At 70.3% G+C, this 26,262-nt stretch carries 24 protein-coding genes, 1 pseudogene and 1 riboswitch; of the genes and pseudogenes, 22 read left to right on the top strand and 3 right to left on the bottom strand.

Annotated features, from left to right (window positions below):
• The first annotated feature begins 62 nt into the window (after positions 1-62).
• From NLX83_RS00640 to NLX83_RS00605, 8 genes are all read left to right on the top strand, one after another.
• The gene (locus tag NLX83_RS00640; RefSeq protein WP_254232900.1) at positions 63-704 is read left to right on the top strand and encodes a cell division protein FtsQ/DivIB; all 642 of its coding nucleotides are present in this window, start codon (positions 63-65) and stop codon (positions 702-704) included.
• Positions 705-1,160: 456 nt separating this feature from the next.
• Positions 1,161-2,501, top strand: a complete 1,341-nt coding sequence (gene ftsZ / locus NLX83_RS00635) for a cell division protein FtsZ (protein ID WP_254232899.1) — start codon at positions 1,161-1,163, stop codon at positions 2,499-2,501.
• An 87-nt stretch (positions 2,502-2,588) separates the two neighbouring features.
• Positions 2,589-3,293, top strand: a complete 705-nt coding sequence (gene pgeF / locus NLX83_RS00630; RefSeq protein WP_254232898.1) for a peptidoglycan editing factor PgeF — start codon at positions 2,589-2,591, stop codon at positions 3,291-3,293.
• Positions 3,294-3,373: 80 nt separating this feature from the next.
• On the top strand, positions 3,374-4,093 hold the full coding sequence (locus NLX83_RS00625) for a YggS family pyridoxal phosphate-dependent enzyme (RefSeq protein WP_254232897.1): 720 nt from the start codon (positions 3,374-3,376) through the stop codon (positions 4,091-4,093).
• Between the two features lie 70 nt (positions 4,094-4,163).
• On the top strand, positions 4,164-4,793 hold the full coding sequence (locus NLX83_RS00620) for a cell division protein SepF (RefSeq protein ID WP_254232896.1): 630 nt from the start codon (positions 4,164-4,166) through the stop codon (positions 4,791-4,793).
• Positions 4,794-4,812: 19 nt separating this feature from the next.
• Positions 4,813-5,097 carry a YggT family protein gene (locus NLX83_RS00615; protein ID WP_254232895.1) on the top strand — a complete coding sequence of 95 codons (285 nt, stop codon included), beginning with the start codon at positions 4,813-4,815 and terminating at the stop codon, positions 5,095-5,097.
• A gap of 51 nt (positions 5,098-5,148) precedes the next feature.
• Positions 5,149-5,961 carry a DivIVA-like cell division protein Wag31 gene (gene wag31 / locus NLX83_RS00610; RefSeq protein ID WP_254232894.1) on the top strand — a complete coding sequence of 271 codons (813 nt, stop codon included), beginning with the start codon at positions 5,149-5,151 and terminating at the stop codon, positions 5,959-5,961.
• 18 nt (positions 5,962-5,979) lie between these two features.
• Positions 5,980-6,525 carry a hypothetical protein gene (locus NLX83_RS00605; protein WP_254232893.1) on the top strand — a complete coding sequence of 182 codons (546 nt, stop codon included), beginning with the start codon at positions 5,980-5,982 and terminating at the stop codon, positions 6,523-6,525.
• Positions 6,526-6,962: 437 nt separating this feature from the next.
• On the opposite strand, the gene NLX83_RS00600 is transcribed toward NLX83_RS00605, so the two are convergent.
• Positions 6,963-7,514 carry an SRPBCC family protein gene (locus NLX83_RS00600; protein ID WP_254232892.1) on the bottom strand — a complete coding sequence of 184 codons (552 nt, stop codon included), beginning with the start codon at positions 7,512-7,514 and terminating at the stop codon, positions 6,963-6,965.
• Between the two features lie 61 nt (positions 7,515-7,575).
• Here NLX83_RS00600 and NLX83_RS00595 point away from each other — a divergent pair, with 61 nt between their 5' ends.
• The 7 genes and pseudogenes from NLX83_RS00595 (at position 7,576) to NLX83_RS00565 (ending at position 13,841) form a co-directional block, all read left to right on the top strand.
• Positions 7,576-8,169 carry a TetR/AcrR family transcriptional regulator gene (locus NLX83_RS00595; protein ID WP_254232891.1) on the top strand — a complete coding sequence of 198 codons (594 nt, stop codon included), beginning with the start codon at positions 7,576-7,578 and terminating at the stop codon, positions 8,167-8,169.
• A pseudogene (locus NLX83_RS00590) lies at positions 8,166-8,306 on the top strand (DUF167 family protein); the annotation flags it as partial. The gene NLX83_RS00595 and the pseudogene NLX83_RS00590, both read left to right, overlap by 4 nt.
• Positions 8,307-8,433: 127 nt before the next feature.
• Entirely contained in the window at positions 8,434-9,912 is a 1,479-nt protein-coding gene (locus tag NLX83_RS00585) for a potassium/proton antiporter (RefSeq protein ID WP_254232890.1), read from the top strand.
• Positions 9,913-10,037: 125 nt separating this feature from the next.
• On the top strand, positions 10,038-10,697 hold the full coding sequence (locus NLX83_RS00580) for a M23 family metallopeptidase (protein ID WP_254232889.1): 660 nt from the start codon (positions 10,038-10,040) through the stop codon (positions 10,695-10,697).
• 132 nt (positions 10,698-10,829) lie between these two features.
• A riboswitch (SAM riboswitch) is annotated at positions 10,830-10,944 on the top strand.
• A 37-nt stretch (positions 10,945-10,981) separates the two neighbouring features.
• Entirely contained in the window at positions 10,982-12,325 is a 1,344-nt protein-coding gene (locus NLX83_RS00575) for an aminotransferase class V-fold PLP-dependent enzyme (protein ID WP_254232888.1), read from the top strand.
• A gap of 17 nt (positions 12,326-12,342) precedes the next feature.
• On the top strand, positions 12,343-12,918 hold the full coding sequence (lspA, locus tag NLX83_RS00570) for a signal peptidase II (RefSeq protein WP_254232887.1): 576 nt from the start codon (positions 12,343-12,345) through the stop codon (positions 12,916-12,918).
• The gene (locus NLX83_RS00565; protein WP_254232886.1) at positions 12,915-13,841 is read left to right on the top strand and encodes an RluA family pseudouridine synthase; all 927 of its coding nucleotides are present in this window, start codon (positions 12,915-12,917) and stop codon (positions 13,839-13,841) included. Before lspA ends, NLX83_RS00565 begins: the two co-directional genes overlap by 4 nt.
• Before the next feature lie 92 nt (positions 13,842-13,933).
• Here NLX83_RS00565 and NLX83_RS00560 read toward each other — a convergent pair whose 3' ends face one another.
• On the bottom strand, positions 13,934-14,902 hold the full coding sequence (locus NLX83_RS00560; RefSeq protein ID WP_254232885.1) for an AsnC family protein: 969 nt from the start codon (positions 14,900-14,902) through the stop codon (positions 13,934-13,936).
• Between the two features lie 290 nt (positions 14,903-15,192).
• Here NLX83_RS00560 and NLX83_RS00555 point away from each other — a divergent pair, with 290 nt between their 5' ends.
• From NLX83_RS00555 to NLX83_RS00530, 6 genes are read left to right on the top strand one after another with little or no spacing between them, the layout of a single operon-like run.
• Positions 15,193-16,593 (top strand): extracellular solute-binding protein, encoded by a 1,401-nt coding sequence (locus tag NLX83_RS00555; RefSeq protein WP_254232884.1) that lies wholly within the window; start codon positions 15,193-15,195, stop codon positions 16,591-16,593.
• 1 nt (position 16,594) lies between these two features.
• Positions 16,595-17,497, top strand: a complete 903-nt coding sequence (locus NLX83_RS00550) for a carbohydrate ABC transporter permease (RefSeq protein WP_254232883.1) — start codon at positions 16,595-16,597, stop codon at positions 17,495-17,497.
• The gene (locus NLX83_RS00545) at positions 17,494-18,315 is read left to right on the top strand and encodes a carbohydrate ABC transporter permease (protein WP_254232882.1); all 822 of its coding nucleotides are present in this window, start codon (positions 17,494-17,496) and stop codon (positions 18,313-18,315) included. The genes NLX83_RS00550 and NLX83_RS00545 overlap by 4 nt, the downstream gene beginning before the upstream one ends.
• Positions 18,315-19,391, top strand: coding sequence for an ABC transporter ATP-binding protein (locus tag NLX83_RS00540; protein ID WP_254232881.1), 1,077 nt, complete (start codon positions 18,315-18,317; stop codon positions 19,389-19,391). The genes NLX83_RS00545 and NLX83_RS00540 overlap by 1 nt, the downstream gene beginning before the upstream one ends.
• Entirely contained in the window at positions 19,388-20,614 is a 1,227-nt protein-coding gene (locus NLX83_RS00535; protein WP_254232880.1) for a CehA/McbA family metallohydrolase, read from the top strand. Before NLX83_RS00540 ends, NLX83_RS00535 begins: the two co-directional genes overlap by 4 nt.
• 30 nt (positions 20,615-20,644) lie before the next feature.
• Complete coding sequence (locus NLX83_RS00530; RefSeq protein WP_254232879.1) at positions 20,645-21,937, top strand: hypothetical protein; 1,293 nt, start codon at positions 20,645-20,647, stop codon at positions 21,935-21,937.
• A 169-nt stretch (positions 21,938-22,106) separates the two neighbouring features.
• Here NLX83_RS00530 and NLX83_RS00525 read toward each other — a convergent pair whose 3' ends face one another.
• Positions 22,107-24,833 (bottom strand): glycoside hydrolase family 38 C-terminal domain-containing protein, encoded by a 2,727-nt coding sequence (locus tag NLX83_RS00525; protein WP_254232878.1) that lies wholly within the window; start codon positions 24,831-24,833, stop codon positions 22,107-22,109.
• Positions 24,834-25,021: 188 nt separating this feature from the next.
• On the opposite strand from NLX83_RS00525, the gene NLX83_RS00520 reads away from it, so the two are divergent.
• Positions 25,022-26,224 (top strand): cytochrome P450 family protein, encoded by a 1,203-nt coding sequence (locus tag NLX83_RS00520; RefSeq protein ID WP_254232877.1) that lies wholly within the window; start codon positions 25,022-25,024, stop codon positions 26,222-26,224.
• The last annotated feature ends 38 nt before the right edge of the window (positions 26,225-26,262 follow it).

The following is a 26,262-nucleotide window of genomic DNA, read 5'->3' as shown; positions in this document are numbered from 1 at the left end:
CCCGAGGGGGCCGGGGTGGGCGCCGTCCGGTCCGCCGCGTCCGGTCCCGGGTCCGCCCGTGGATGGTGCTGCTGGTGGTGCTGGTCCTGCTCGCGCTCGGCTACGTGGGCCTGTTCACCTCGGTGCTCGGCGTCCGCACGGTAGAGATCGCCGGGACGAAGACGATCACCGCCGAGGAGGTCCGCGCCGCCGCCGCCATCCCGGACGGCCACCCGATCCTGCGGCTGAGCAGCGCCGATGTCGCGGCGCGGGTGAAGGCGCTGCCGGTGGTGGAGTCGGCCGAGGTGGACTGGTCCCTGCCGTCGACGGTGACGATCTCGGTGGTCGAGCGCACCCCGGTCGCGGTCTTCCCGGCCGAGGACGGCACGAAGCTGGTCGACCGGAGCGGGACGCCCTACGCCACGGTGCCCGCCGCGCCGCCGGGACTGCCCCTGCTCAAGCTGGCCCGCATCGCCCCGGACGACCCGACCACGCTCGCCGCAGTCGGCGTGCTCACCGCGCTGCCCGAAAAACTCCGCACGGAAGTGCAGGTGATCAGCGCGGAGAGCCCCGGTGACATCCGGCTCGCGCTCTCCGGGGACCGCGAGGTCCGCTGGGGCGGCACGGCCGACTCGCCGCGCAAGGCCGAGGTGCTGCTGGTGCTGCTGACCCGGCAGGGCTCGACCTACAACGTGTCCAGTCCGGACCTGCCCACCGTGTCCTGAATGGGCGGACTGATTCTACTGTCTACAAAGGACATCGTGGAGCAACTGCATGAGCTGCAAGAACTTTCCTACCGGTCGGTCGGTCTGCTGGGCGGTGGCGAAAATCCGGACCGACCGCGAACCCCGCACCGCGCCGCTCGGTAACGTATGGGGTGGTTGGGATCTGGTTCGCGCCTACCGAGGGGGTCTCGGGCTTCTCGATCTCCGTGGGGAATTGCCCTCCGGAGTGACCGTCGCGTGACCCTCCGTGGCCCGGGCCAGGGATTTTCGTCAGGCTGGTCACGGGTGTGGACACACGCGGCGTGGCTACTGGACCTCGCGTCGAGGCGTGCTTAACGTCCGGACGGAGGGACATGGGTTGACAAGTGTCCGGGCTTGGCGCCGGGTGGCGAGGAGTCCAGCCCGCAACCACCGAAGTACTCCATGCACACGAGCCACGATCAGGAAGGCGGACCGATGACGCCCCCGCACAACTACCTCGCGGTGATCAAGGTCGTCGGCATCGGCGGCGGCGGGGTCAACGCCGTCAACCGCATGATCGAGGTTGGCTTGAAGGGTGTCGAGTTCATCGCGGTGAACACCGACGCCCAGGCACTGCTGATGTCCGACGCCGACGTCAAGCTCGACATCGGCCGCGAGCTGACCAGGGGCCTCGGCGCGGGCGCCAACCCCGAGGTCGGCGGCAAGGCCGCGCACGACCACAAGGAGGAGATCGAGGAGGTCCTCAAGGGGGCCGACATGGTCTTCGTGACCGCGGGCGAGGGCGGTGGCACGGGCACCGGCGGCGCTCCGGTGGTCGCCTCGATCGCCCGCAAGCTCGGCGCGCTGACCATCGGTGTGGTCACCCGGCCGTTCTCCTTCGAGGGCAAGCGCCGCGCCAAGCAGGCCGAAGAGGGCATCCAGCAGCTGCGCAACGAGTGCGACACGCTGATCGTGATCCCCAACGACCGGCTGCTCCAGCTCGGCGACGTCGGCGTGAGCCTGATGGACGCCTTCCGCTCCGCGGACGAGGTGCTGCTCTCCGGTGTCCAGGGCATCACCAACCTGATCACCACGCCCGGTCTGATCAACCTGGACTTCGCCGACGTCAAGAGCGTCATGTCCGGTGCGGGCAGCGCGCTGATGGGCATCGGCTCGGCCCGCGGCGAGGGCCGCGCGGTGCAGGCGGCGGAGAAGGCGATCAACTCGCCGCTGCTGGAGGCGTCGATGGAGGGCGCGCACGGCGTGCTGCTGTCCATCTCCGGTGGCTCCGACCTCGGCCTGTTCGAGATCAACGAGGCGGCCTCGCTGGTCCAGGAGGCCGCGCACCCCGAGGCCAACATCATCTTCGGTACGGTCATCGACGACTCCCTCGGCGACGAGGTGCGGGTCACCGTGATCGCCGCGGGCTTCGACGGCGGCGGACCCACGCACAAGAAGCTCGAACCGACCACGATCGTCAGCCGTCCGATCGCCTCCGGCCAGGCGGGACACGTCGGCCAGCACCAGGAGCCGGTGCAGCAGCCACCGCCGCAGCCCGCCCCGATCCAGCAGGCGCCCGTGCAGCAGCAGCCGATCCAGCAGCAGCCGGTCCAGCAGGCACCCGTCCAGCAGCCGGAGCCGCAGGTCAGCACCTACCAGCCTGCCAACCCGACCCCGCCGGTCGAGCCGCAGGCGCAGCAGCGGACCAACCCGACCCCGCCGGTCGGGCTGCCCGGCCACGGCCTCGGCGGGCACGGCCTGCCGTCGCGCTCGGTCCCGGTCAGCGACGACCCCGAGGACGACGAGGTCGACGTCCCCCCGTTCATGCGCCGCTGAACCACCCGTCACGTTGCCGGCCGGACTCGCTTCGAGTCCGGCCGTTTTCGTGGTGGAGAATGAGGTTTCCTCGTGGAAGGAGCGGGTGTGCGGGTTCGTCGGGTGATCACGACCAGGCAGGGCGGCGCCTCCGTCGCGCCCTACGAGTCGTTCAACCTGGGTGATCACGTCGGCGACGATCCGGGCGCCGTGCGGGCCAACCGGGTGCGCCTCGCCGAGGGGATCGGCCTGACCCCCGATCGGCTGGTCTGGATGGAACAGGTGCACGGCCGCACGGTCGGCGTGGTGAAGGGCCCGGTCGCCGAACCCCTTGAGGCCACCGACGCGCTGGTCACCACCGAACCCGGGCTGGCGCTGGTCTCGCTCGTCGCGGACTGCGTTCCCGTGCTGCTCGGCGACGCCGAGGCCGGGGTGATCGCCGCCGTGCACGCCGGGCGCGTCGGCGCGCGGATCGGTGTGGTCCCCGCGACGCTGGAGGCCATGCGCGAGCAGGGCGCAGAGCCGGGCCGGATCGAGGCGCTGCTCGGCCCGTCGGTGTGCGGCGAGTGCTACGAGGTGCCCGCCGCGATGCAGGCCGATGTCGAGAAGCACCTGCCGGGCAGCGCGTGCAAGACGCGGTCCGGCACCCCCGGGCTGGACCTGCGCGCCGGGCTCTGGCAGCAGCTCGCCGACGCCGGGGTGGGCCGGATCGGGCTCGACCCCCGGTGCACCGCCGAGGACCAGACCCTGTTCAGCCACCGCAGGCAGGCCCCGACCGGCCGACTGGCCGCCGTCGTCTGGATGGAGCAGTGAGGTCTTGACCGTTCGGCGCAGCAGCCGCGCGGACGGACGATCACGATCTTTGTGACCCGAACCACGACAGGGGGTGGAGCATGACCGACGACCGCCGGGCCGAACTCGCGGAGGCGCTCGCCGGGCTGCGCGCGCGGATCGACGCCGCCTGCGCGGCGGCCGGGCGCCGTCCCGGCGAGGTCCGGCTGCTGCCGGTCACCAAGACCTTCCCGGCCGCCGACATCGCCCTGCTCACCGAGCTCGGGATGACCGAGTTCGGCGAGAACCGGGACCAGGAGGCCCGTGCGAAGGCCGAGGAGCTGCGCGAGCTGGCGCCGCGGCTGCACATGATCGGCAACGTCCAGCGGAACAAAGCGCGGTCGGTCACCCGGTGGGCCTCGGTCGTGCAGACCGTGGACAGCCCCAGGTTGGCCGACGCGTTCGCGAAGGCCGTCGCGGCCGCCAGGGAGGCGGGGGAGCGGGACGGGCCGCTGGAGGTGCTGATCCAGGCCAGCATCGACGGAGACCCGGCGCGTGGTGGCTCTCCGTTACCGGAATTGCCCGCGCTGGCTGACCATGTAGCCCGTTCGGAGCAACTGCAACTGCGAGGTGTGATGACTGTCGCACCACGTTTCTGGGAGCCCGAGCGGGCCTTCGCCGCACTGGCCGAGTCGGTCGCGAAAGTGCTCCTCGATCACCCGAATGCCGTGGAAGTCTCGGCCGGGATGAGCCAAGATCTGGAAGCGGCGATAGCTCACGGCTCGACCTCGGTGCGTGTCGGAACCTCCCTGCTCGGAGGTCGGCGGTTAGCCTCGCTCTAGCAAGTCGACGGGGCGGCGCCGCTGCTCTCGGCGGTGAGGAGTCGCGTCTGACGACGGGGAAGGGCTGGCGATGAGCGGGCTGCAGAAGCTGAAGGCCTACTTCGGGATGGTCCCCGCCGACGAGGTGGACTACGACCGGGACTACCGGCGCGGCGACTACTCCGACGATCACAGCGCCTACGCCGACGACGACTACGAGCCGTACCCGGAGCGGTCCTCGCGCCGCCGCCGGTTCGGCCGCTACCAGCCCGAGCTCGCCGACGACTACGCCGACGACGCGGGCGACTACGACGTCGAGCCGGACCGCACGCGGAGTAACCGCTGGGCGGGCAGCCCGCCCACCCGCGGCGCGCTCGCGGTGGAGCCCGAGCACGAGCCGGTCGGCCGCGTCCGGCCGCCGATCGAGCACCCCGCGCACCCGCTCAGCCGCATCACCACGCTGCATCCGCGCAGCTACAGCGAGGCGCGGACGATCGGTGAGCACTACCGCGACGGCATCCCGGTGATCATCAACCTGACCGAGATGGACAACGCCGACGCCCGTCGGCTGGTGGACTTCTCGGCCGGTCTGGCGTTCGCCCTGCGCGGTGCGTTCGACAAGGTCACCAACAAGGTGTTCTTGCTCTCACCGCCCAACGTGGACGTCACTGCGGAGGACCGGCGCAGGATCGCTGAAGGCGGCTTCCTCAACCGCGGCTGAGAAGTGGCAGAGTAGAAGCGTGAATCCGGTCTTTGTCGTCCTGTACTACCTGCTGTTCTTCTTCTGGTTGTTGCTCACGGCGCGGGTCGTGGTCGAGCTCGTGCGCGCGTTCGCGCGGGAGTGGCGACCGGCCGGCGGGGTTGCGGTGACGCTGGAGACCATCTACACAGTGACCGACCCACCCGTACGAGCGGCCCGTCGAGTGATCCCGATGGTCCGAATCGGGGGTGTCGGTCTGGACTTGTCGATTATGGTGCTGCTGCTGGTCGTGTTCATACTGATGCGACTGGTAAGCCCCGGGTAACGGGGAACCCGAGGCTGACCAGCAGCCAGGAGTGCGTGAGGTGATCTGAGGATGCCGTTGACCCCCGCCGACGTTCATAACGTCGCGTTCAGCAAGCCGCCGATTGGTAAACGCGGCTACAACGAGGACGAGGTCGATGCCTTCCTCGACATGGTCGAGAGCGAGCTCGCCCGGCTGATCGAGGAGAACAACGACCTGCGTGCCCAGGTCGAGGAGCTGGACGCCCAGCTCGGCTCGACCCGGTCCGAGCTCGACGACGCGCGTTCGCGCTCGGCGTCGGTCCCGGCCGCGCGCTCGATGGACGAGCCGCGCCGCCTGGCGCCGGTCCCGCCGCCCAGCGTGATGGAGCAGACCTCCCCGGGCAGTGGCGACCACCACGTGCAGGCCGCCAAGGTGCTCGGCCTGGCCCAGGAGATGGCCGACCGGCTGACCGCCGAGGCCAAGGCGGAGTCCGACGGCATGCTGTCGGAGGCCCGCACCAAGTCCGAGCAGCTGCTCTCCGAGGCCAGGGCCAAGGCGGACAGCATGGTCAACGAGGCGCGCACCCGTGCCGAGACGATGCTCAACGACGCGCGCACCCGGTCGGACACCCTGGAGCGCAAGGCGCTGGAGAAGTCGACCGCCCTGGAGCGCGACGCGCAGCGCAAGCACGCCGAGGTCATGGGCAACATCACCCAGGAGAAGAACACCCTGGAGAAGGAGATCGACCGGCTGCGCACGTTCGAGCGGGAGTACCGCACGCGGCTGACGACCTTCCTGAAGTCGCAGCTCGGTGAGCTGGAGGGCCGTTCCTCCGCAGCACCGTCGGAGGGTCGCTCCGGTGGGGGCTACACCTTCGGCAGCCGTGCCGCGGAAGCCGGCTGAGCCGGTCTGCCCTGAGAAGTGCTCTACGTAGTCCTGCTGTTGGTTCTGGCCGCTTTCGGCCTGTTGGTCCTCGCCCTCGCCTCCGGAACGACCGGATGGGCGTGGGGTTCGGTGGCGCTGAGCGTGGCCGCCGCGGTGGTGCTGGTCCTGGACTGGGCACGCCGTAGGCGCCGTGACGCGACCGCTGGGGCGGACGAACGGGCCGGGGAGGCGAAGACCGCCGACACCGTGTTCGATGCGGTGGCGGGCGCAGGGGCGAACTCCGGCCCCGATGACGCCGCCGCCGAGGCGGTGCCGGAGAGCGACAGCGGACGATCTCGGCGGGAGCCCGCCGAGGAGGACACCGACGCGGCCGACCTGCTGGTCGTGGCGGGCCTGACCGATGAGGTCCTGGTGGTCGACGAGCGGCCCAGGTACCACTTGCCCAGCTGCGAGTGGGTCCGGGGACACGCGACGATGCCGTTGCCGGTGCGTGAGGCACGCGAGCTGGGGTTCACCCCGTGCGCGCTGTGCACCCCGGACGCGGTACTGGCCACCGTGCACCGGACCTCGCGGGCCAGGTAGGGAAGAAGACGTGCGGTGGGGTGGGACTGCCCAGGAGAGGCGGCCCCACCCCACTGACTCGTTCCCGGCCCCGGCCCCGGCTCGTTTCCAGTCGTCGCGCCCCCGCCCCCGACGCGTTTCCCAGCCCCGGCTCGGTCCCAGCTCTGACGCTTTCCGGCCCTGGGTCACCTTCCAGCCGGGGTTCGGCCGTCTTCAAGTACCGCGAACCCCCCTCTGGCACATCGCCAACCACCCCCAACCCCCGCAGGGCCGTCCCAATCGCGCCCCAAAGCGCACGTGATCGCGGCCGTGCGCCCTGAACGACCCGTTCAGGGAACCTAACGCCCCGAATGCGGCTTTCGTTGAGTGCGGCGGAGGGGGCAGAAACGGGGTCGTTCCGGGGTTCGGTTGGGCGGGGCGGTGTGTGTGGCGGGCCGTCACGCGGGGGTTGGGGGTGGTTAGCGGTCGTTGGGGGTGGGGTTGGGCGTGCTTGAAGACTGGGCAACTCGGGCTGGGGTTGTGGGCTTGGGCTCGATGAAGCGGTAGCAGAGGCGCGTCCAGAGGGGCCAGCGCGCGGGCTGCGCAGGGGGATGGCCGACGGCCGTGGCGGCGCGGTCGAGGAGGTCCTCCAGGAGCGCGTCGTGCAGCCAGCGGATCGCCAGCGGCCACAGCAGGCGCATCAGGCCGACGGTCCGGCCTGTTGCGGTGTGCCGGAGTAGAGACGTTCCCGGGCGCGGGCCGGGCAGCACCTCCAGCGCCTGCGTGCCCTTGAGCCCCATCTTCGGCGTGAACGTGAACTCGACCAGCCTGCCCGGCTCGTAGGCGGTGCAGTCGTAGCGGATCGGGCCGTGGCCGCCGCGGGCGCCGACGCCGAGCGGGCGGTCCATCGCCATCGGGGCCCATCGGTCGACCGGCCAGATCGTGCGGTCGAGATCGAGCAGGTCGTCCAGCAGTGCGCCCGCCGTCGCCGTGTCGACCGGCAGTTCGCGCTCGTGCACGTTGTGGATCATGTGCCACCTCCACGTTCCATACGCTACCGTATGGTGTTGACCGTACGGTAGCGTATGGAACGTGGTCGTGGAGCGTGACGTGGCACCCAGGAAGCGGCTGGGGCGGCAGGATTGGACGGCGGCGGCGCTGCGGGCGCTGGGCGAGGGGGGCCTGCGCGCGGTGGCCATCGAACCGCTCGCCGCGCGGCTGGGCGCCACCAAGGGCAGCGCCTACCACCACTTCCCGAACCGGGACGCGCTCGTCGCCGCGATGCTGGAGCGCTGGGAGGACGAGCACACCGACGCGGTGATCACCGCCGTGCGCGACGAGCCGGACCCGCTGCGCAGGCTGCGGCTGCTGATCACGAAGGTGATCACCGAGGACGAGGACCCGTCGATCGAGCTCGCGCTGCTGGCCGCGGCCGACGATCCGCTGGTGGCACCGGTGCTGCGGCGGGTCACCGAGCGGCGGGTGGACTACATCGCCGAGATCGTCGCCGAGCTCGGCCTCTCCCCGGCGAAGGCGCGGCGGCGGGCGCTGGTGGCGTACTCCACCTACGTCGGGCACACCCAGCTCGCCAGGATGAGCGCGTCGATGTTCCCGGAAACCCGTGCGGCGCAACGGGTCTACCTGGACGAGATGGTCGACGTGCTGAGCAGTGGGCTGCCCGGATGAGGTTCGCCGTCCGGGTGAAACCGGGCGCCCGCAAGGACTCCGTCGGCGGGCGGTGGGACGCGGGGGAGCGCCCGGCCCTCGTGGTGGCCGTCGCGGCGCCCGCGGTTGAGGGAAAAGCCAATGAGGCCGCGCGGCGGCTCGCCGAACTGCTCGGCTGAGGGTTACACCGCTTTCGAAACCCGAGAGCGCAGCGCTGTCAACTCCGGATTCTTGCAACGAGCGGCGACAATGGTGTCTCAGGACGCTTGATGAGCTGGAGGCGGAGTGGCGGAGCTGTCGCTGGGACTCGGGATCGGCGCACTGGTCGTGCTGATCGCCGTGCTCGCTGTGCGGGCCTCAGTGCGGCTTGGTTTGCCGTCCCTGTTGCTCTACCTCGGGATCGGGCTGTTACTCGGCGAGGCGGGCTTCGGCATCCTCTTCAGCGACGCCCAGCTGACGCAGTACCTGGGCATCGCCGCCCTGGTGGTGATCCTCGCCGAAGGTGGCCTGACCACGCGGTGGCGCAACGTCCGGCCCGCGCTGGGGCTGGGCATCGCGATGTCCACTGTGGCCGTCGCGGTCAGCATCGGGGTCACCGCGACCGGTCTGCACTACCTGCTCGATCTTGAGTGGCGGACCGCCTTGCTGTGGGGCGCGGTGGTTTCCTCGACCGACGCCGCGGCGGTGTTCAGCGTCCTGCGTGGACTGGGCGTGCACCGGAGGATCTCCGGCACCCTGGAACTGGAGTCGGGGCTCAACGACGCTCCGGTGTACATCGCGGTCGTCCTGCTCGCCAGCCCCGATCCAGCCAGTTGGTGGACACCGGCGCTGGTGGTCTACGAGTTGGCCGTCGGCGCGGTCGTCGGCATCGCGCTCGGGTGGATCGGCAGCCAGGCGCTGCGCCGCGCCGCGCTCCCCGCGACCGGTCTCTATCCACTTGCGACGGTCGCGGTCTGCGTGCTCGCGTACTCCGCGGGCCAGGAGCTGCACGCCTCCGGACTGCTCGCCACCTACGTCGCGGGACTGGTGCTGGGCAACGCGAAACTCCCGCACCGCGGCGACACGCTGTCCTTCGCGGAAGGGCTCGGCTGGCTCGCGCAGATCGGGTTGTTCGTGCTGCTCGGGCTCTACGCGTCGCCGGGGCGGCTGCCGAGCGTGATCATCCCGGCGTTGATCACCGGCGCGGTGCTGGTGCTGGTGGCCCGCCCGTTGTCGGTGTTGGCTGCGGCGCTGCCGTTCCGGGTGCCCTGGCGGGAACAGGTCTTCCTGTCCTGGTCCGGGCTGCGCGGCGCGGTGCCGATCGTGCTCGCGCTGATCCCGGTGACCCGGGACTTCCCCGGCGCCCAGCAGCTGATCGACGTGGTGTTCGTGCTCGTGGTGGTGCTGACCCTGGTGCAGGGCACCACGCTGCCACTGGTGGCGCGGATGCTCGGGCTGGTACGGCGCGGTGAGGCGCAGGAGATCGAGGTCGACTCCGCGCCGCTGGACGAGCTCGGCGCGGAGCTGTTGCAGGTGCGCGTTCCCAAGGGGTCGAAGCTGCACGGCGTCTACATCAGCGAGTTGCGGTTGCCGGTCGGCGCGACGGTGAGCCTTGTGGTGCGTGACAAAGCCGGTTTCACCCCGCAGCCCACCACGCGCGTCCAGGTCGGCGACCAGTTGCTGATCGTTGCCACCGAAGAGGTGCGCGCGGACGCGGAGCGGCGTATCCGCGCGATCGACCGCGCGGGCCGCTACGCCAGGTGGAAAGGCGAGCTGGGCGAGTGATTTCGGCCGTTCGGTCGACGTCGTTCGCCGCTTTTCTCGATCTCCGCACGGGTGGATTCTGTGCCGTGCGGCGCCGTACGACCCCTGCCTGAGGCGCCGCGCCCCTGCGGATCAAAGGAGCTCCGATGGAGCTGAAGCATGCGCTTTTTTCCTTACGCGCCAAGGTGATAGGCGTCCTTATCGGATCGGTTCTGCTGTCCTCGGTCCTCGTTGTTCCCGCCCAGGCCGCGGCGATGCCGTCGATGGCGCTGCCGTTCTCCGCGGGACAGCGCGCGTATTCGGCCGGTGTGCACTCGGACAACGGCCAGAGCGGTGTGCGCAACGCCCTGGACTTCTCGCCCTCGGACGGGCTCGCCCGCGCCGCGGCGCCGGGCACCGTGCGTATTCAGCGGTGTGCGCGCGGCAACTGGGTGACCGTCGACCACACGGACGGTTGGCGCACCGGGTACTACCACCTGGAGGGCATTCGAGTCAGTGACAACCAGCAGGTGGCCGCGGGTGCCGTACTCGGTCGCACCGGCAACGCCCTGCCTTGCGGTGGAAGCAGTTCCGGCGCGCACGTGCACTTCACGCTGTGGCAGCTCGGCGCCTTCGACGCGGACGACTGGAGTGGACTGTCCTATGAGGACTTGAGCACCCGGGTCGCGGCGGCCAACGGGGTCGCCGTGCACGGCAAGGTCTTCGGCGGCTGGCGGGTGAGCCAGGGTGCCTCGCAGTACTCCGGCAGCCTCACCAGAACGCGTGACGGATTCACCGTCCGACTGCCCGCCTGGTTCCAGAGTTAGTTGTACACCTTGGTGTTGCGCGTTGTTTCCCTTGGCGCGCAACACCTTTTGGCCACTGTGGCGCAGGTCGCGTTCCAGAATCTGGACAGGGGGCTGGCGTGCCGGTGCCTCCTCGGCTACTTTCGGTCGCAAGGTCATGAGTGCCAGCGACAAGCCCTAGCTAGCTGGTCGGCAACCCTCCAACCGCGGTGGGGTGCCCTAGGTGAGGACCTGGTTCGCCGCGAGGTGCGGCGGGCAAGCGCGGGCTCCCTCCAGGCGAGTCCCACGGACTCACGGAGATCGCAATGTCGCTCGCGTTCGCCCCCATCCGCTCCTCGGTTCCCGCCGTCGTGGGCGCGCGGCTCACGGTTCCGCTGGTCACGGGCGAGTTGGTGCCCTACGCCAACCTCGACCACGCGGCCAGCGCGCCCTGCCTCGAGCAGGTCCGCGACGCCGTTGACGAGCTGCTGCCCTGGTACGCCAGCGTGCACCGCGGCGCGGGCTTCGCCTCCCAGGTCTGCACCCGCATCTACGAGCAGGCCCGGCACGCCGTGCGCCGCTTCGTCGGGGCGCGGCAGACCGACGCCGTCGTGTTCACCCGCAACACCACCGACTCGCTGAACCTGTTGGCGCGCAGCCTTCCCAAGGGCACCAGCGTTTTCGTCTTCGACACCGACCACCACGCCGCGCTGCTGCCGTGGCGGGGTCCGCGCGTGAACCGATTGCAGACCCCGGCGACACCCGCTGAGGCCGTCCGCGTGCTCGACGAGGCGCTCAAGTCCGCCCCGGTCGGCCCGCGCCTCGTGGTGATCACCGGGGCCTCCAACGTGACCGGCGAGGTGTGGCCGGTCAACGACCTGGTCCGGTGCGCGCACTCGCACGGCGCGCGGACCGTGCTCGACGCCGCCCAGCTCGCGCCGCACCGGGCGGTGAACGCCAGCGCCGCCGAGGTGGACTACGTCGTGCTGTCCGGGCACAAGCTCTACGCCCCGTTCGGCGCGGGCGCGCTGGTCGGTCGCTCCGACTGGTTGCAGCAGTCCGAGCCTTACCTGATCGGCGGCGGCGCCACCCGCAACGTCGTGGACTGGGGCGACCACCTCGGCGTGAGCTGGTCGAAGGTGCCGGAGCGGCACGAGGCCGGCTCGCCCAACGTCGTCGGCGTGCACGCGCTCGCCGTGGCCTGCGGGGTGCTCGCGCGGCAGCGCTGGGAGGACGTGAAGGCGCACGAGGACAAGCTGTTCACGCAGCTCAAGGCCGGTCTGGCGACGGTGCCCGGGTTCCGTGAGCTGACCCTGTTCGGCGACGACGCCCCGGACCGCGTCGGCGTTGTCAGCTTCACCGTCGACGGTCACGACGCCGGGCTGCTCGCCGCGATCCTGTCCGCGGAGTACGGCATCGGCGTGCGCGACGGCGCGTTCTGCGCGCACATCGCGACCAAGCGGCTGCTGTCGACGAGCGGTTCCGACGGTGTGCGGGCACTGCGCGTCAGCCTCGGGCTGGGCAACAACGCCGAGCACGTCTCGCGCGTGGTCGGCGCGCTGCGGCGGATCGTCGCGGACGGGCCGAAGTGGGAGTACGAGCTCGTCGACGGCCGCTGGACCCCCAGGAACGACCCGCGGCCGCTGCCGCCGTTCCTGGCCGATCTCTGATCAGGGACAATGGCCGGGTGAGCGACAATGACCCGGTGAGCCCCGAGAGCAGCCCCCCGCTTCCACCCCGCAGGCTCGGCCTGTTCGCCGGGCTGGCCGTGGTCGTGCTGGCGCTGGACATCGTCACCAAGCTGTGGGCGGTCGCCGCGCTGGAGGGCCAGGAGCCGGTGCGGCTCCTCGGCGGCGGGCTCTACCTGGTGCTGGTCCGCAACCCCGGCGCCGCGTGGTCCATCGGCGCCGACTACACCTGGGTGCTGTCGCTGATCATGGCGGCGGTGGTGCTGGCGATCCTGTACTTCGCTCCGCGCCTGCGCTCCGGCGGCTGGGCGGCCGGGCTCGGGCTCGTGCTGGCCGGAGCGCTCGGCAACCTCGGCGACCGGCTCTTCCGCCCGCCGGGCTTCCTGCACGGGCACGTGGTCGACTTCCTGTCGCTGTTCGCCCCGGACGGCTCGGTGTGGCCGGTGTTCAACGTGGCCGACTCCGCGATCTGCGTCGGCGGCGGGCTGATCGTGCTGATGGCGCTGCTCGGCCGGGAGTACGACGGCACGCTGATCGAGAAGAAGTCCAAGTCGAAGAAGGAGACCCAGTCGTGAGTGCGCGCACCCTGCCGGTGCCGGACGGCCTGGAGGGCATGCGCGTCGACGCGGGCCTGTCGAAGCTGCTCGGCCTGTCCCGCACGGTCGTCGCCGGGCTCACCGAGAAGGGCGACGTGCTCGTCGACGGCCAGCCCGTCGGCAAGTCCGACCGGCTCACCGCGGGCTCCTGGCTGGAGATCACGCTGCCCGAGCCGGAGCGCCCGATCGAGATCCAGGCGATCGCCGTCGAGGGCATGGTCGTGCTGCACGAGGACGACGACATCGTCGTGGTGGACAAGCCGGTCGGCGTCGCCGTGCACCCCAGCCCCGGCTGGAGCGGCCCCACGGTGGTCGGCGGGCTCGCGGCGGCGGGTGTGCGCATCGCGACCTCCGGCGCCGCGGAGCGCCAGGGCGTCGTGCACCGGCTGGACGCGGGGACCACGGGCGTGATGGTGGTGGCGAAGAGCGAGCACGCGTACTCGGTGCTGAAGCGGGCGTTCAAGGAGCGCACCGTGGACAAGGGCTACCACGCCCTGGTGCAGGGGCATCCCGACCCGTCGCGCGGCACCATCGACGCGCCGATCGACCGCCACCCCAAGCACGACTACAAGTTCGCGGTGATGAACGGCGGCAAGGACTCCGTCACCCACTACGAGGTGATGGAGGCGTTCCGCGCGGCGTCCCTGGTCGACGTGAAGCTGGAGACGGGGCGGACGCACCAGATCCGCGTCCACTTCTCGGCGTTGAAGCACCCGTGCGTCGGTGACCTGACCTACGGCGCGGACCCGGTGCTGGCGAAGCGGCTCAAGCTCACGCGGCAATGGCTGCACGCGCGCACGCTCGGCTTCGACCACCCGGCGGACGGCCAGTGGGTGCAGTTCGTCTCCGAGTACCCCGCCGACCTCGCCGACGCCCTGGCCCTCCTCCGCTCAGAGTCCTGACCCCCGCGCCTTGTACCCAATGTGGCATTGGTTTCGTCAGACGTAACCAATGCCACATTGGGTACTTCAGTCGGCGCTGAGGGGGTTGAGGGTCAGTCGAGGGTGGACCAGGTGAGGCTGCGCTTCTCGTCGTCGGAGCGGGCGCTCCACTTGACCGCGACGACGTCGGTCGACTCGGGGAGCACGTAGACGGTGTGGCCGCCCGCGGTCTCGCCCGGGTTGACGCCGATGCGGTGCGGCGGCCGGGAGGACAGCGAGACCGGGGCCTTGGAGATCTGCCTGCCGTCCTTGGAGATCAGCACCAGGTAGAGGTCGGGCAGCGAGGCGAACGGGATCTGGCCCCGGTTGGTCAGCTCGGTGTGCACCACGACCGCGCGCTCGCCTTCCTGGAGGCGGTAGCCGGCGGCAGTGAACAGGAAGTCGGCCGGGTCCACCACCTCGACCAGCTGGATGCCGAGCTGCTCGCCTTCGAGGCCGATCGTCTCCAGCGTGGTGCCGATCTTGCCGGTGCGCGGGCCGGTCGGGGTCGCGGGCTGCTGGTCGCCGCGGGCCCAGGACGAGCTCTGCGGCACCCCCCACGTGCTCAGCACCGGGTCCGCGGGCGCGGGTGGCTGGGCGGGGAAGGGCGTGCTCGGCGGGTGTTGCTGCACGGGGAACGGCGTGCTCTGGGGGAACGCCTGCGGCGGGTGCGCGCCGGTGTGCCCGGGGTGCGCGGGATAGGGGCCGCTGTGCACGGGATAGGGCCCGCTCTGGACCGGGTACGGCCCGCTGGCGCCCGGGTAGGGGCCGCTGGGCGTGCCGTGCACGGGTTGCGGCCCCGGGTGTCCCCAGTGCTGCTGTTGCGGCGGTGGGGGCGGCGGGGCGAGGGCGGCGCGCAGGCCGTTGGGGTCGCACTCGACGCCGACGAGCAGCGGGAGACCGGTCGCGGAGAGCGCGACCAGCCGGGAGGCCACCTCTCGGGCGTCCATCCCCGCTCTCGCGGCGATTTCGTGCACGGCCGCACGGCCCACCTCCGCGACCAGGGCGAGCAGACGGGCATCGACGGGATCGGGCACAGCCACGCACGGCACGCTACCCCGTCACCGAGATCAACGCGCCGACGCCCACGCCGGGAAACGCCGGGCAGAAGTAGAGCGCGCTAATGGATTCGGTCTTCCGCCCAGGCCGAAGTGTGCGCGTGCAGATACCTGTCTTGCCTGGTAGAGGCCCCTTGAGCAATCAAGTCGGATGCCGCGACAGCACAGGAAACGGTCTGGGAACAGCCCTTGTCATCGTTGTCGTACTGGCCCAGGATGACCGACCTCAGGGGTGTGAACGCCCAGGCCCACTCAGTGACGAGGAAGGTCCGAGGATGCGACGGAGAGCCGCGCTCGTGGCCGTGACCGCCATGACCATGGTGCTCAGCGGATGCCTCGGGCAGCCGCAGAACGCCGACACCGCCCGCAACGCCGACGCCAAAGAGGTCACGCTGACCATCACCGGCAACGCGGTCGCCGGTGGCAAGAACTCGGCCAAGGCCGCGTGGATGACGGACTGGGTGATCCCCCGCTTCGTCGAGGAGCAGAAGCGCAAGGGCGTCACCGCCACCGTCCGCTTCGACGGCAACGGGGCGGGCGACGAGGACTACAAGACCAAGATCGCGCTGGACCTGAAGACCGGCGGCGGCGCCGACATCATGGCCATCGACGGGATCTGGATCGGCGAGTTCGCCGGCGGCAAGCAGATCAAGTCGCTCGACGAGATCGTGGGCAGGTCCAAGGTCGACGCGTGGGAGGGCTGGAAGCAGATCCCGCAGGCCGTGCAGAGCGTCGGCGTCTTCGAGAACCAGCGCTACGGAGTCCCGGACGGCACCGACGGCCGCGTGCTCTTCTACAACAAGAAGCTCTTCGCGCAGGCGGGCCTGCCCGCCGACTGGCAGCCGCGCAGCTGGGACGAGCTGCTCTCGGCCGGTGAGGCGCTGAAGCGGCTGCCCGGCGTGACGCCGATCCAGCTCAACGCGGGCACCGCGATGGGCGAGGCGACCACCATGCAGGGCCTGCTGCCGCTGCTCGCCGGTACCGGCAAACCGCTGCTGACCAACGGCAAGTGGCAGGGCGCCACCAGCAACCTGAAGGACGTTCTCGGTCTGTACCAGCGGGTCTACGGCGGTGGCGGGCTCGGCGACCCGCTGTTGCAGCAGGAGGCCAAGGGCCGGGACAAGTCCTTCGCCCAGTTCGCCGAGCACAAGATCGGCATCCTGATGGAGAGCGACTACCTGTGGCGCGCCGTCCTGGAGCCGACCAAGGGCGCGGTGAAGATGGCCGACCGGGACAGCTCCGTCGGCTGGGCGATGATCCCGGCCCAGCGGCCCGGGTCGGGCGTGCGCGGGCAGGACTTCGTCAGCATGTCCGGCGGCGCGCTCAACCTGATCAACTCCAACACCAAGTACCCGGCGCAGGCGTGGGAGTTCCTGCAGTTCATGAACTCCGCCGACGCGGTCAAGGCCAGGCTCGGCGGCGCCGCCCAGATCACCCAGCGCACCGATGTCAACAACGAGGTGCTCGCGGGCGACCCGATGCTCTCGTTCGTCGCGCAGAAGGTGTTGCCGCTGACCGAGTACCGGCCCGGCGTCGCCAACTACACCAGGGTGTCCTCCGCGTTGCAGCAGGCGACGGCGGACGTGGTGAGCGGCAAGACCGCGCAGGACGCGCTCAACGCCTACCAGGAGGCGCTGAAGAAGATCGTGGGAGAGAACGAGATTGTCTCCGGCTGAGGTGACCGAGCGCCGGGGCCGCGCCAGGCGGTTCGCCACCGATGTGGCAGGTCTCGGTGTCTCACGGGCCATGGGGTTCGTGGCGCCCGCGCTGCTGTTGATCGCGGTCTTCCTGATCTTCCCGGCGCTCTGGACCATCTACATCGGACTGACCAACTACGAGCTGACCGGGCCGAACGCGGTCGCCCCGCAGCTGGTCGGGATCGACAACTTCGTCAACGCGCTCAACGACGCGCTGTTCCAGAACTCCTTGTGGCTCACCGCCTTGTTCGTGCTCGGCTCCGCGGTGATCGGCCAGAACATCCTCGGCTTCGTGCTCGCGTGGACGTTGCGCAAGGCCAAGCCCGGACTGCGCCGCACGGTGGAGTCCTTGGTACTGCTGGCATGGATCTTGCCGAGCACGGTGGTGGCCTACCTCTGGTTCGCCGTGCTGGACCGGGACGGCGGGACGCTGAACTCGCTGCTCGGTTCCGAGGGGACCGCGTGGCTCGTCGAGTACCCGATGCTGTCGCTGATCGTGTTCAACACCTGGCGCGGCACGGCGTTCTCGATGCTGCTCTACAGCTCGGCGCTGGCCGCGGTGCCGCCGTCGCAGCTGGAGACGGCGCGCGTGGTCGGGGCGAGCGGCTGGCAGACCGTGCGCGACATCGTGTTCCCGCACATCCGCGGGCACGTGCTGACGAACACGCTGCTGATCAGCCTGTGGACGGCCAATGACTTCTCGCCGTTCCTGCTCACCGCGGGCGGGCCCAACCACGCCTCCGAGACGCTGCCGGTGTTCATCTACCGCCAGGCCCTCGAAGGCGGTCAGCTCGGCTACGCGTCGGCGATCTCGTTGTTGTTGCTGCTGGCGAACCTCGTGGTCGCCGCGGTGTACCTGTGGTTGCTGCGGAGGAAGTCATGAGTCCGCTGATGATGGTGCGGCGCATCGGTTTCTACGTGGTGATCGCCGTGCTGATGGCGTTCTTCGCGGTGCCGATGCTGTGGCTGGCCAGCGCTCCGTTCGACAGCAAGCCCGGCCTCGGGCTGCGCTGGCCTGACTGGACGCTGGACAACGTCAAGACCACGTTCGAGCACCCGTACGCGTTGGCCTCGCTGTGGAACTCGCTGGTGATCTGCGTGGTGGCGACGGCGATCACCGCCACGTTCGCCGCGCTCGCCGCCTACGCGCTCTCCCGCGTCCGGATTCCCGGCCGGGACCTGATGCTCTACGTGCTGCTGCTGCTCTCCAGCGTGGTCACCGGGACCGCGGCGATGGTGCCGATCTTCGTGATGATGTTCCAGCTGGGGCTGATCAACTCCCAGTTCGGCACGGCACTGGTGATCGCGGGCGGCATGCTGCCCGCGGCGATCTTCATCCTGAAGGACTTCGTCGACTCGGTCCCGCGCTCCTACGAGGAGTCCGCGCGGGTCTTCGGCGCGTCGCCGTTCCAGGTGCTCACCCACGTGGTGCTGCCTGTGGCGCGGCCCGGTATCGCGACCATCCTGGTGTGGGCCTTCGTCAACGCCTGGGGCAACTTCCTGTTGCCGTTCCTGTTGATCCGCGAGGTCGGCAAGCAGCCCGGTGCGGTGCTGCTGCGGACCCTCCAGGACGAGGGCGGCAGCGCCAACCTGACCGTCATCCCGGTGTTCTCGCTGCTGTACTCGATCCCGGTGGTCGTGCTGTACGTGTTGGTGAACAAGCGCTACGGGTTCCGTTTCCACGGAGGGATCAAGAGCTGATGGCCGGAATCGACGTCCAAGGACTGTCCACTGTGTACCCCAACGGGGTGCGCGCGGTGGACGGGCTCGACCTGGAGATCGCCGACGGCGAGTTCTTCGCGCTGCTCGGCCCGTCCGGCTGCGGCAAGACCACGCTGCTGCGCACGATCGCCGGGCTGGAGCAGGCCAGCTCCGGAGCGGTGGTGATCGGCGGCGAGGACGTGACCGGGGTCGACCCGGGCAAGCGCAAGGTCGCCATGGTCTTCCAGGACTACGCGCTGTTCCCGCACATGACCGTCGCGGAGAACATCGGCTACCCGTTGCGCGTTCGCGGGGAGTCCAAGGCGCGGCAACGGGAAGTGGCCGAGGAGACCTCCGGTGGGCTGAGCCTCGCCGGGCTGCTCGACCGGCGGCCGGGCCAGCTCTCCGGCGGTCAGCAGCAGCGGGTCGCGCTGGCCAGGGCGATCGCCATGGACGCGGGCGTGCTGCTGCTGGACGAACCACTGTCCAATTTGGACGCACGGCTGCGGCTGGAGGCGCGCACGTTCCTCAAGCGGTTGCAGCGGGAGCTCGGGCTGACCACCGTCTTCGTCACCCACGACCAGGCGGAGGCGCTCGCGCTGGCCGACCGGATCGCGGTGATGGAGTCCGGGAAGATCCGTCAGCTCGGCAGTCCGCGCGAGGTCTTCCAACGGCCCGCCAACACCTTCGTCGCCAACTTCATCGGCTCGACCCCGATGAACCTGCTGGACGCGGTGGTGCGCGAAGGTTTCGTCGAGGTCGCGGGCACTCGCCTGACGCTGCCGTCCGGCATTTCGCTGGCGGACGGGACTCCGGTGACCGCGGGCATCCGGCCGGAGTACCTCAACGCGGGCTCCGGCGACGGCATCACCGGTGTTGTGTCCACTGTGGAGAACCTGGGTGTCTCGTCGCTGGTGACCATCGAGTGTCCCGGGGACGCGCTGGTCGGCCTCACCGTGCCGGAGCAGCACGAGCCGGAGATCGGGGCCACCCTCACCGCGACGCCGGAGGCCGGTCGGCTGTTGGTTTTCGATGAGGCCGGGCTGTTGCTCGGTGCGGCCAAGGTCGCCATATGACCGTCCACAGTGGTCGGTGGGTTCGCGAGGACCGGGCTGCGAATGTGTGGCCCGGCCTGCCCTTCGAGGTTCCGGCAGGCGCGCTCGCGATCACTGTGGAGCTGGAGTTCGACGATTCGCGCGGCGCTGTCATCGATCTGGGTTGTGAGGGCGCCGAGGGTTGGCGCGGCTGGTCCGGTGGCGCTCGCCGCAGGTTCACCATCACGCGGGACTGGGCGACTCCCGGATACGTGCCGGGAGAGCTGGAAACCGGTCTGTGGCACGTGGTTCTCGGGTTGCACCGGGTGCCCGTCGACGGGGTCGACTACCGGGTCTCGATCTCGTTCGACCCGGTTTCGCGGCCCGCACCGTTGGCTTCCCCGCAAGTCCCGTCGCGGCCGCCTGTGCGCCCGCTTCCGGCTGCTGAGGGGTTGCGGTGGGTTCCCGCAGACTTCCACTCGCACACCCTGCATTCCGATGGTGCGTTGACGGTTCCGGAGTTGGCCGCGCTCGCGGTTTCCCGTGGGCTGTCGGCGTTGGCGGTCACCGACCACAACACCGTGAGCCACCACGCCGAGCTGGCGGAAGTGGGGCGGCGGTACGGGATCGCGCTCGTACCCGGACAGGAAGTGACCACGGAATCCGGTCACGCCAACGCTTTCGGGGACATCGGGTGGATTGACTTCCGACGTCCGGCGACCGAGTGGTTGTCCACTGTGGAGGATCGCGGCGGACTGTTGTCGGTGAACCACCCGCTCGCGGCCGACTGCTCGTGGCGGCATCCGCTGCCGCGTCGCGCGCCGCTGGCGGAGATCTGGCACTCCAGCTGGCTCGACCCGCGTTGGGGCGGACCGCTGGCGTGGTGGCAGGCGTGGAGCCGCGAGGTCACTCCGATCGGCGGAAGTGATTGGCACCGCTCAGGTTCCGACGCCATTCCCGGCACTCCGACGACCTGGGTCGCCGTGGACGCCGCGGCTTCCGGCCCGGATGAGCTGGTTTCCGCCGTGCTCGACGGCCTGCGCTTGGGGCGCACGGCCATCTCGGCCGGGCTGGACGCGCCCGTGCTGTTGCCCGTGGACGGTTCGCTTGTCGCCGTCGACGCGGACGGTGCTCTCGTGCTCGACGCCGATGGGGCGCGACGGCCTGTGCGCGGTTCCGTGTGCACGCTTTCGCCTGGTGCTGCTGGCGGGTTGGTGCTCTTCGGCCACGACAGCGCGGTGCTGTCGATCTGCGCGGGGCCTTGACCTGTCAGTACCCGAACTTAGGATCCGCACATGGGAACGACGGCGACCTGGGTGTTCGAGCTGGCAGACGGAGAGGCCACGTCCCCGGGATGGGAGCCGGTGGAGGGCTTGCGGCCGGGGTGGTCGGGTGCGATGGGGGCCGCTCCTGCTGAAGCACCGGGGCGCCCCGCGTTGGTGATCTCCGTGTGGGACAGCGGTTTCTGCCTGCTCGACGCGGTGGGGCACTGGCGGTGGGTGATCAATGACGAGCCGTTCGCCGTCGAGGCCGACCCGCACGCGCTCGCCGAGTACGGCCTGACGGTTGACGAGGCGGAGCGGCGTCGCCGTGTCGTGCCGCTGATGGTGGCCTGGGCCGAGGAGGTCGGGCTCCCGACGCCCGACGCGGAGCGGCTCGACGAAGTCCTCGACCGGCAGTACGTTCCCGCCGAGACCGGGCTCTTCGCGCTACTGGACGTGCTCGGCATCCTCCCCGCGCCCGAGCGCCCGGCGGTCGTCTTCGAGCCGTTGCCGGAGCCGGAGCAGGAGGTCGTCGACCTCTGGCCGATCGAGCGCAGCGGCCCCAGGTTCGCGTTCCAGGTGGACACCTACGCCGACCTGTTCACCCGCCTCGACGCGGTCGTGAACTGGCTCAACCGCCTACGGGAAGCTTTTCCCGGCCCAGTGACCGTCAGCACGGTGTCGGTGAAGCAGCGTTACCGCAACGTCGACGGCAGCTTGTGGAAGCGGGTGCTCCGCGATGTCATGAAGGGGCAGCTCGCGAATGTCTCCGTGTCCGTTCCCGGGACCGGCTGGTTCGCGGTCGAGCTGCGCAGCCCGCTTGTAGATGAGCCGACTGGCCCGCTGCCGAACGGGTTCCCCGCGCACTTCGCCGCGCAGGTCGACCGCCCCGCTGCCGCGGAGACGCCCGAGCTGCTGGCTGACCTGCTCAGGACCACGGCAGCGACTTTCGGTGCTGTTTCTGGGTTTCTGACCGCAGACACCGTCGGCATGTTGGGCACGTACGCGGTCAACGCGTCGCCTTACGAGAGCCGGTCTGTCGCGAACACTCATCCCTACCGGCGCCTCGACGAGATCACGCGGGGCGTGCACTGGGGCAACGTGTGGACCTCCGGGCACCTCGCCGCGGTGGGCGGGGCGAGCGCTCTTCGCGAGTCCGGCGCTTTCGCCCGCGTCGAGCCCATCGTCGACTCGGACCTGTGGTGGTTGCAGCTCACCGCCGACCCCGACGAGCTGGAGCACGCGCACGTCGACCGCGCCGCCTGGGTGGCCAGAGCCGTCATGCCCAGGCGCCCCAACGGCAACATCGGCCTGACCGCCCAGTGACGACCCGTGCTCGTGAACGCCTCCGCTGAGGTGTGTTGGTCTTCAAGTACCGCAAACCCCCGCCCCAGATGTCTTCAACCGCTGCACACCTCGGTGGGGTTGGGTGCGATTAGAGATGCTGGGGGCGGGGGTTTGGTGTACTTGAAGACTGGTGAACCTGGCCGAAGTGCTAGCGGGTGAGGCGGACGCCGGTGATCTCCCAGGGGCGCATGGGAAGCTCCACCGAACCGTTCGCGACGGACAGCTCTTCGAGCACGGCTCCCGTGAGGTCGACGCGTGCTGCTGAGGTGAGCCCGGGGAGGGACACCTTGGCGGTGCTGGCGTCGTCGGAGTAGGACACCAGTCGCAGCTCCAGGCCGTTGCGCTGGCGCAGCCCGCACGCCATCGCGCCGGTCACGGTGGTGCCCTCGGCGGACGCGAGGGAGTCGGTGGTTCCCGTGCCCGCCACGGTGATCAGCGGGTTGCGGTAGCGCTCCGCCGCGTCCACCAGGTTGGCGGAGGCCCAGTCACCGGTGTGCGGGAGGATCGCGAACTGGCTCATCGTCACGCCCGGGACCTGGGCCTCGGGGATCGGAGTCGTCGGGCCCGCGGGCTCCGCGCGCAGCGGGTGCAGGTTGCGGCTGATGGCGCCGGTGGCGCGCAGCAAGGTGAGCGCCAGGTCAGAACCATCTGAAGAGACCTCGTACTCAGTCACGTTCTGCAGCAACACACCCGTACCGCCAGCGTCCACAAAGGACGAAGCGGGGAAGGTCGGCAGCGGGTGCTCGCCGTTGCCGCCTTCGTTGACCAAAGCGCGCTCCACCACGGAGAACTGGCCCTCCGCGTGCGAACTCGTCGCGGTGCGAACAGTCGGCAGGTGGAAGCGGACGCGGTGGTCGACGCTGCGGTTGTCGAAGGAGACCTCGACGCGCACGAAGGGTTCGTTCACCCGCAGCTCGACGCTCGTCGTCACACCGACCGACACTGTCTCCGATGTGCGGGCGGTCCCGTCGAAGTCCACCAGGCCGAGAGGCCACTCGTACGTGCGAAGCACCACCAGTGCGGCCACCAGGGGACCGGTCTCGGCGTTGACGATCGTGACCGAGGTCGGCTTGTCCACCAGCGTGTCCGTGACCGGGGGACCGTAGTTGTAGCTGTCGCCCGCGTCGCCGCCGTCGACGATGCGGCCGATCCCGTCGAGAACCGTGCCGTCAGCTCCGGTGACACGAAGCGTGCCGTCTTCGTTCACCACAACGGAAACCAGGCCATTGTGCAATGAATTGTCCACAATGGACGCAGGTGCGGAGAGTGTCGCCGCGCCGGAGCGGGGACGAACCGACGTCCAGCCAAGGGCGGGCGCGGTGGTCAGTGCCAGCAGCTCGCGGCTCGGCTCGTCGATCACCCGGAGGCGCCAGTCCCCGGGCGCCGCCGCCGCGACGGCCTCGGTCAGCTCGTCCGCGAAGCGCTCCACGTCGTAGCCAGGGTCGCCGATGCGACCGACTGTGAACGTGACGGTGTGGTCGGAGATCTCCGCGCGCTGGATCGCCCTGCTGTACATGACCTGGCCGAAGGTGCGCCTGCGCACGGCGTTCACCACGTCCGCGGCCGGGAAGGTCGCGTCGATCAGGTTCCGCTCAGCGCGGCCGATTTCCTGGGTCGGCATCAGGGTTCCGTCGGGGAGTTCGAGCGCGACGTCGGCCCACTCCTCCGGCGCGACCACCTGGCAGCGCACCAGGTCCGTGCGCTCGTGCGCGCTCGGGTTGACCACGACCACGGAGTCGGCCGGAGCCGTGGCGGCCAGCTCGTTCAGCGTCCGGTCGCGGACCGCGCTGCCCAGCTGCTCGGCCTCGGCGATGCGCGCGGCGACCTGCTGCGCGGTGGTGTCCGCGCCGCAACCGGTGACGGAGTCGTGGCAGGAGGCGTCGACCAGGCGCAGCCACGCCATGCTCAGGAACGGCTCGGCGGCGGACGGGCACCACAGCGCGGACAGCGGCTCCGCGTAGCGCTCCACCATCCGCTCCGCCTCGGCCATCGCCTGCTTCACCGCGACGCGCACGGAAAGGATGCCCGGCAACAGGTTCGCCCTGGCATGACTGCGGAGCTCGCCGAGCACCTCGGGCAGCCCGGCCTCCTCCGGGTCGCGCCCGGCCAGCGCCTCGGCCAGGGTCTCCAGCCGCAGCGTCACCTCGGCCCCGGACGCCTGCACCGCGCCGACCTGGTCCAGCAGCGTGGGGATCGGCGCGCTGTGGTCGGTGCCGTACATCGCCAGCGGCTCGGTGTCGCCGAACCACGCGCGCATCTGCTCGGCGAAAGCGATAGAGCGCTCTACCGTCTTGGCGGGGTCGGTGAACATCACCGAAGCGTTGCCGTAGCCACCGGGCAGGTACTCGGTCCGCACGGCGGAACCGTCCGGGGAGACCCAGCGGAACGCGTGCCGGTCCACACTGCCCGGGACGCCGCGCCACAGGCACGCCTGGTCGAAGCCGAAGCCGCGCAGGATCTGCGGCAGCTGCGCGGTGTGGCCGAACTGGTCCGGGATGTAGCCGACGCGCATGGCCCCGCCCAGCTCCGCCGAACGCGCGAGGCCGATCTCCAGGTTGCGCACCAGGTTCTCGCCGGAGCACAGGAAGGAGTCGGCGAGCACCCGCCACGGACCCACCGCGAGCTGGCCCGAGCGCACCAGGGCGATCACCCTGGGCAGCGCGTCCGGCCGGACCTCCAGGTAGTCGTCGACGGCCGCGGTCTGCCCGTCGAGGGTGAACCGGAAGCGCGGATCGGCTTCGAGGCGGGGGAGCACCGTGTCGAGCAGGTCCACCAGCTGGAGGCGGAACCGCTGGAACGGCTCGTACCATTCGCGGTCCCAGTGGGTGTGCGGCACGACGTGCACGGTGCGGCGGGGAACAGTGGCATCGGTCACCTCGGCACGGTAACCACGGACCCCCCGCGCTGTCAGTGCCGAATCCGTTGAAGTGCGGCCTTTCGCGCTCGGCCGGGTTCAACGGGCTGAACCTGGTCGTCTGACCAGGGTTTTCCTCGTCAGGCCCGCGGTGCGGTGAGTCGGTCATACGCTGCGGTCGAAGCCGTTCGCGCCGAGGGGGACGCCACATGCCGACGTCCATGCGGTCGGTGACCCTGTTCACCGACGAGTACCTGCAGAACTCCCACGAAGTGCTCGCGCTGCTGCGCGCCGAGGGGCCGGTGCACCGCGCGCGCACCGCCAACGGGCTGCACGTGTGGGTGGTGACCCGGTACGACGACGCCGTGGCCGCGCTGACCGATGAACGGCTGCTGAAGAACCCGGAGGGCCTGACCGCGGCGATCCGGGACAACCTCGACGATCCCGACCGCGGGCTGACCTTCTCCGGCGACATCGCGCACCACCTGCTCAACAGCGACGGCGCCGAGCACGCCCGGGTGCGCGGCGTGCTGGCGGGGGCGTTCACCGGGGAGCGGATCGAGCGGATGCGGCCGCGGATCACCGCGATCGCCGACGAACTGCTCGACGCCATGGCGGGCAAGCGCCGCGTCGACCTCGTCGACGAGTACGCGCTGCTGCTCCCCGGGTCGGTGCTCTGCGAACTGCTCGGCGTGCCGCACCAGGACCGCGACCGGTTCCGCACGTGGTCCAACATCATCCTCGCGGCGACGGACCCGGACGCCATCCGCGACGCCAGCATCGCCCTCGCCGCCTTCCTGGTGCAGCTCATCCGCGGCAAGCAGGTCGCGCCGGGGGAGGACCTGATCTCGGAGCTGGTCGGGGCGGGTGGGCTCACCGAGGCGGAGCTGATCTCCATCGCCTTCCTGCTCCTCGTCGTGGGGCACGAGACCTCGGGGAACCTGATCGCCAACGGCGTGCTGTCCCTGCTGCGCGATCCCGGGCAGCTGGCCGCGCTGCGCGCCGACCCCTCGCTGCTGCCGAAGGCGGTCGAGGAGCTGCTGCGCTTCGAGAGCCCCGTCGCGATGACGACGCTGCGCTACGCCGGAGAGCCCGTCGTGATTGGTGGTGTGGACATCCCGCGGGGCGAGATCGTGATCGTCGCGCTCAACTCGGCGAACCGGGACTCCGCGCGCTTCCCCGACGCCGACCGGCTCGACCTCACGCGCGATGCGGACGGGCACCTCGCCTTCGGGCACGGCGTCCACCGCTGCCTCGGGGCCGCGCTCGCCCGGCTGACGGGTGTGGTCGCGATCGGGCGGCTGCTCGACCGCTTCCCCGGGCTCCGGCTGGATGCCCGTGATGGCGAGATCCGTTGGCGCCGCTCGACTTTCATGCACGGGTTGCACGCGCTGCCGGTGGCGCCGGGGTGACAAGATCGCCCGGGTTCGCTGTGGTTTGCGACAGTTTT

Origin of the sequence: Allokutzneria sp. A3M-2-11 16 (genome assembly GCF_024213555.1) — a bacterium.
Classification (GTDB): domain Bacteria; phylum Actinomycetota; class Actinomycetes; order Mycobacteriales; family Pseudonocardiaceae; genus Allokutzneria.
Note: the sequence above shows the minus strand (reverse complement) of the source record. Positions and strands in the feature narration are given on the sequence as shown.

Coding starts and splice junctions, on each gene's coding strand:
- NLX83_RS00640 (WP_254232900.1), top strand. CDS start 63: ATGGTGCTGCTGGTGGTGCTGGTCCTGCTCGCGCTCGGCTACGTGGGC.
- ftsZ (WP_254232899.1), top strand. CDS start 1,161: ATGACGCCCCCGCACAACTACCTCGCGGTGATCAAGGTCGTCGGCATC.
- NLX83_RS00625 (WP_254232897.1), top strand. CDS start 3,374: ATGACCGACGACCGCCGGGCCGAACTCGCGGAGGCGCTCGCCGGGCTG.
- NLX83_RS00620 (WP_254232896.1), top strand. CDS start 4,164: ATGAGCGGGCTGCAGAAGCTGAAGGCCTACTTCGGGATGGTCCCCGCC.
- wag31 (WP_254232894.1), top strand. CDS start 5,149: ATGCCGTTGACCCCCGCCGACGTTCATAACGTCGCGTTCAGCAAGCCG.
- NLX83_RS00600 (WP_254232892.1), bottom strand. CDS start 7,514: ATGATCCACAACGTGCACGAGCGCGAACTGCCGGTCGACACGGCGACG.
- NLX83_RS00580 (WP_254232889.1), top strand. CDS start 10,038: ATGGAGCTGAAGCATGCGCTTTTTTCCTTACGCGCCAAGGTGATAGGC.
- NLX83_RS00575 (WP_254232888.1), top strand. CDS start 10,982: ATGTCGCTCGCGTTCGCCCCCATCCGCTCCTCGGTTCCCGCCGTCGTG.
- NLX83_RS00555 (WP_254232884.1), top strand. CDS start 15,193: ATGCGACGGAGAGCCGCGCTCGTGGCCGTGACCGCCATGACCATGGTG.
- NLX83_RS00545 (WP_254232882.1), top strand. CDS start 17,494: ATGAGTCCGCTGATGATGGTGCGGCGCATCGGTTTCTACGTGGTGATC.
- NLX83_RS00540 (WP_254232881.1), top strand. CDS start 18,315: ATGGCCGGAATCGACGTCCAAGGACTGTCCACTGTGTACCCCAACGGG.
- NLX83_RS00535 (WP_254232880.1), top strand. CDS start 19,388: ATGACCGTCCACAGTGGTCGGTGGGTTCGCGAGGACCGGGCTGCGAAT.
- NLX83_RS00530 (WP_254232879.1), top strand. CDS start 20,645: ATGGGAACGACGGCGACCTGGGTGTTCGAGCTGGCAGACGGAGAGGCC.
- NLX83_RS00520 (WP_254232877.1), top strand. CDS start 25,022: ATGCCGACGTCCATGCGGTCGGTGACCCTGTTCACCGACGAGTACCTG.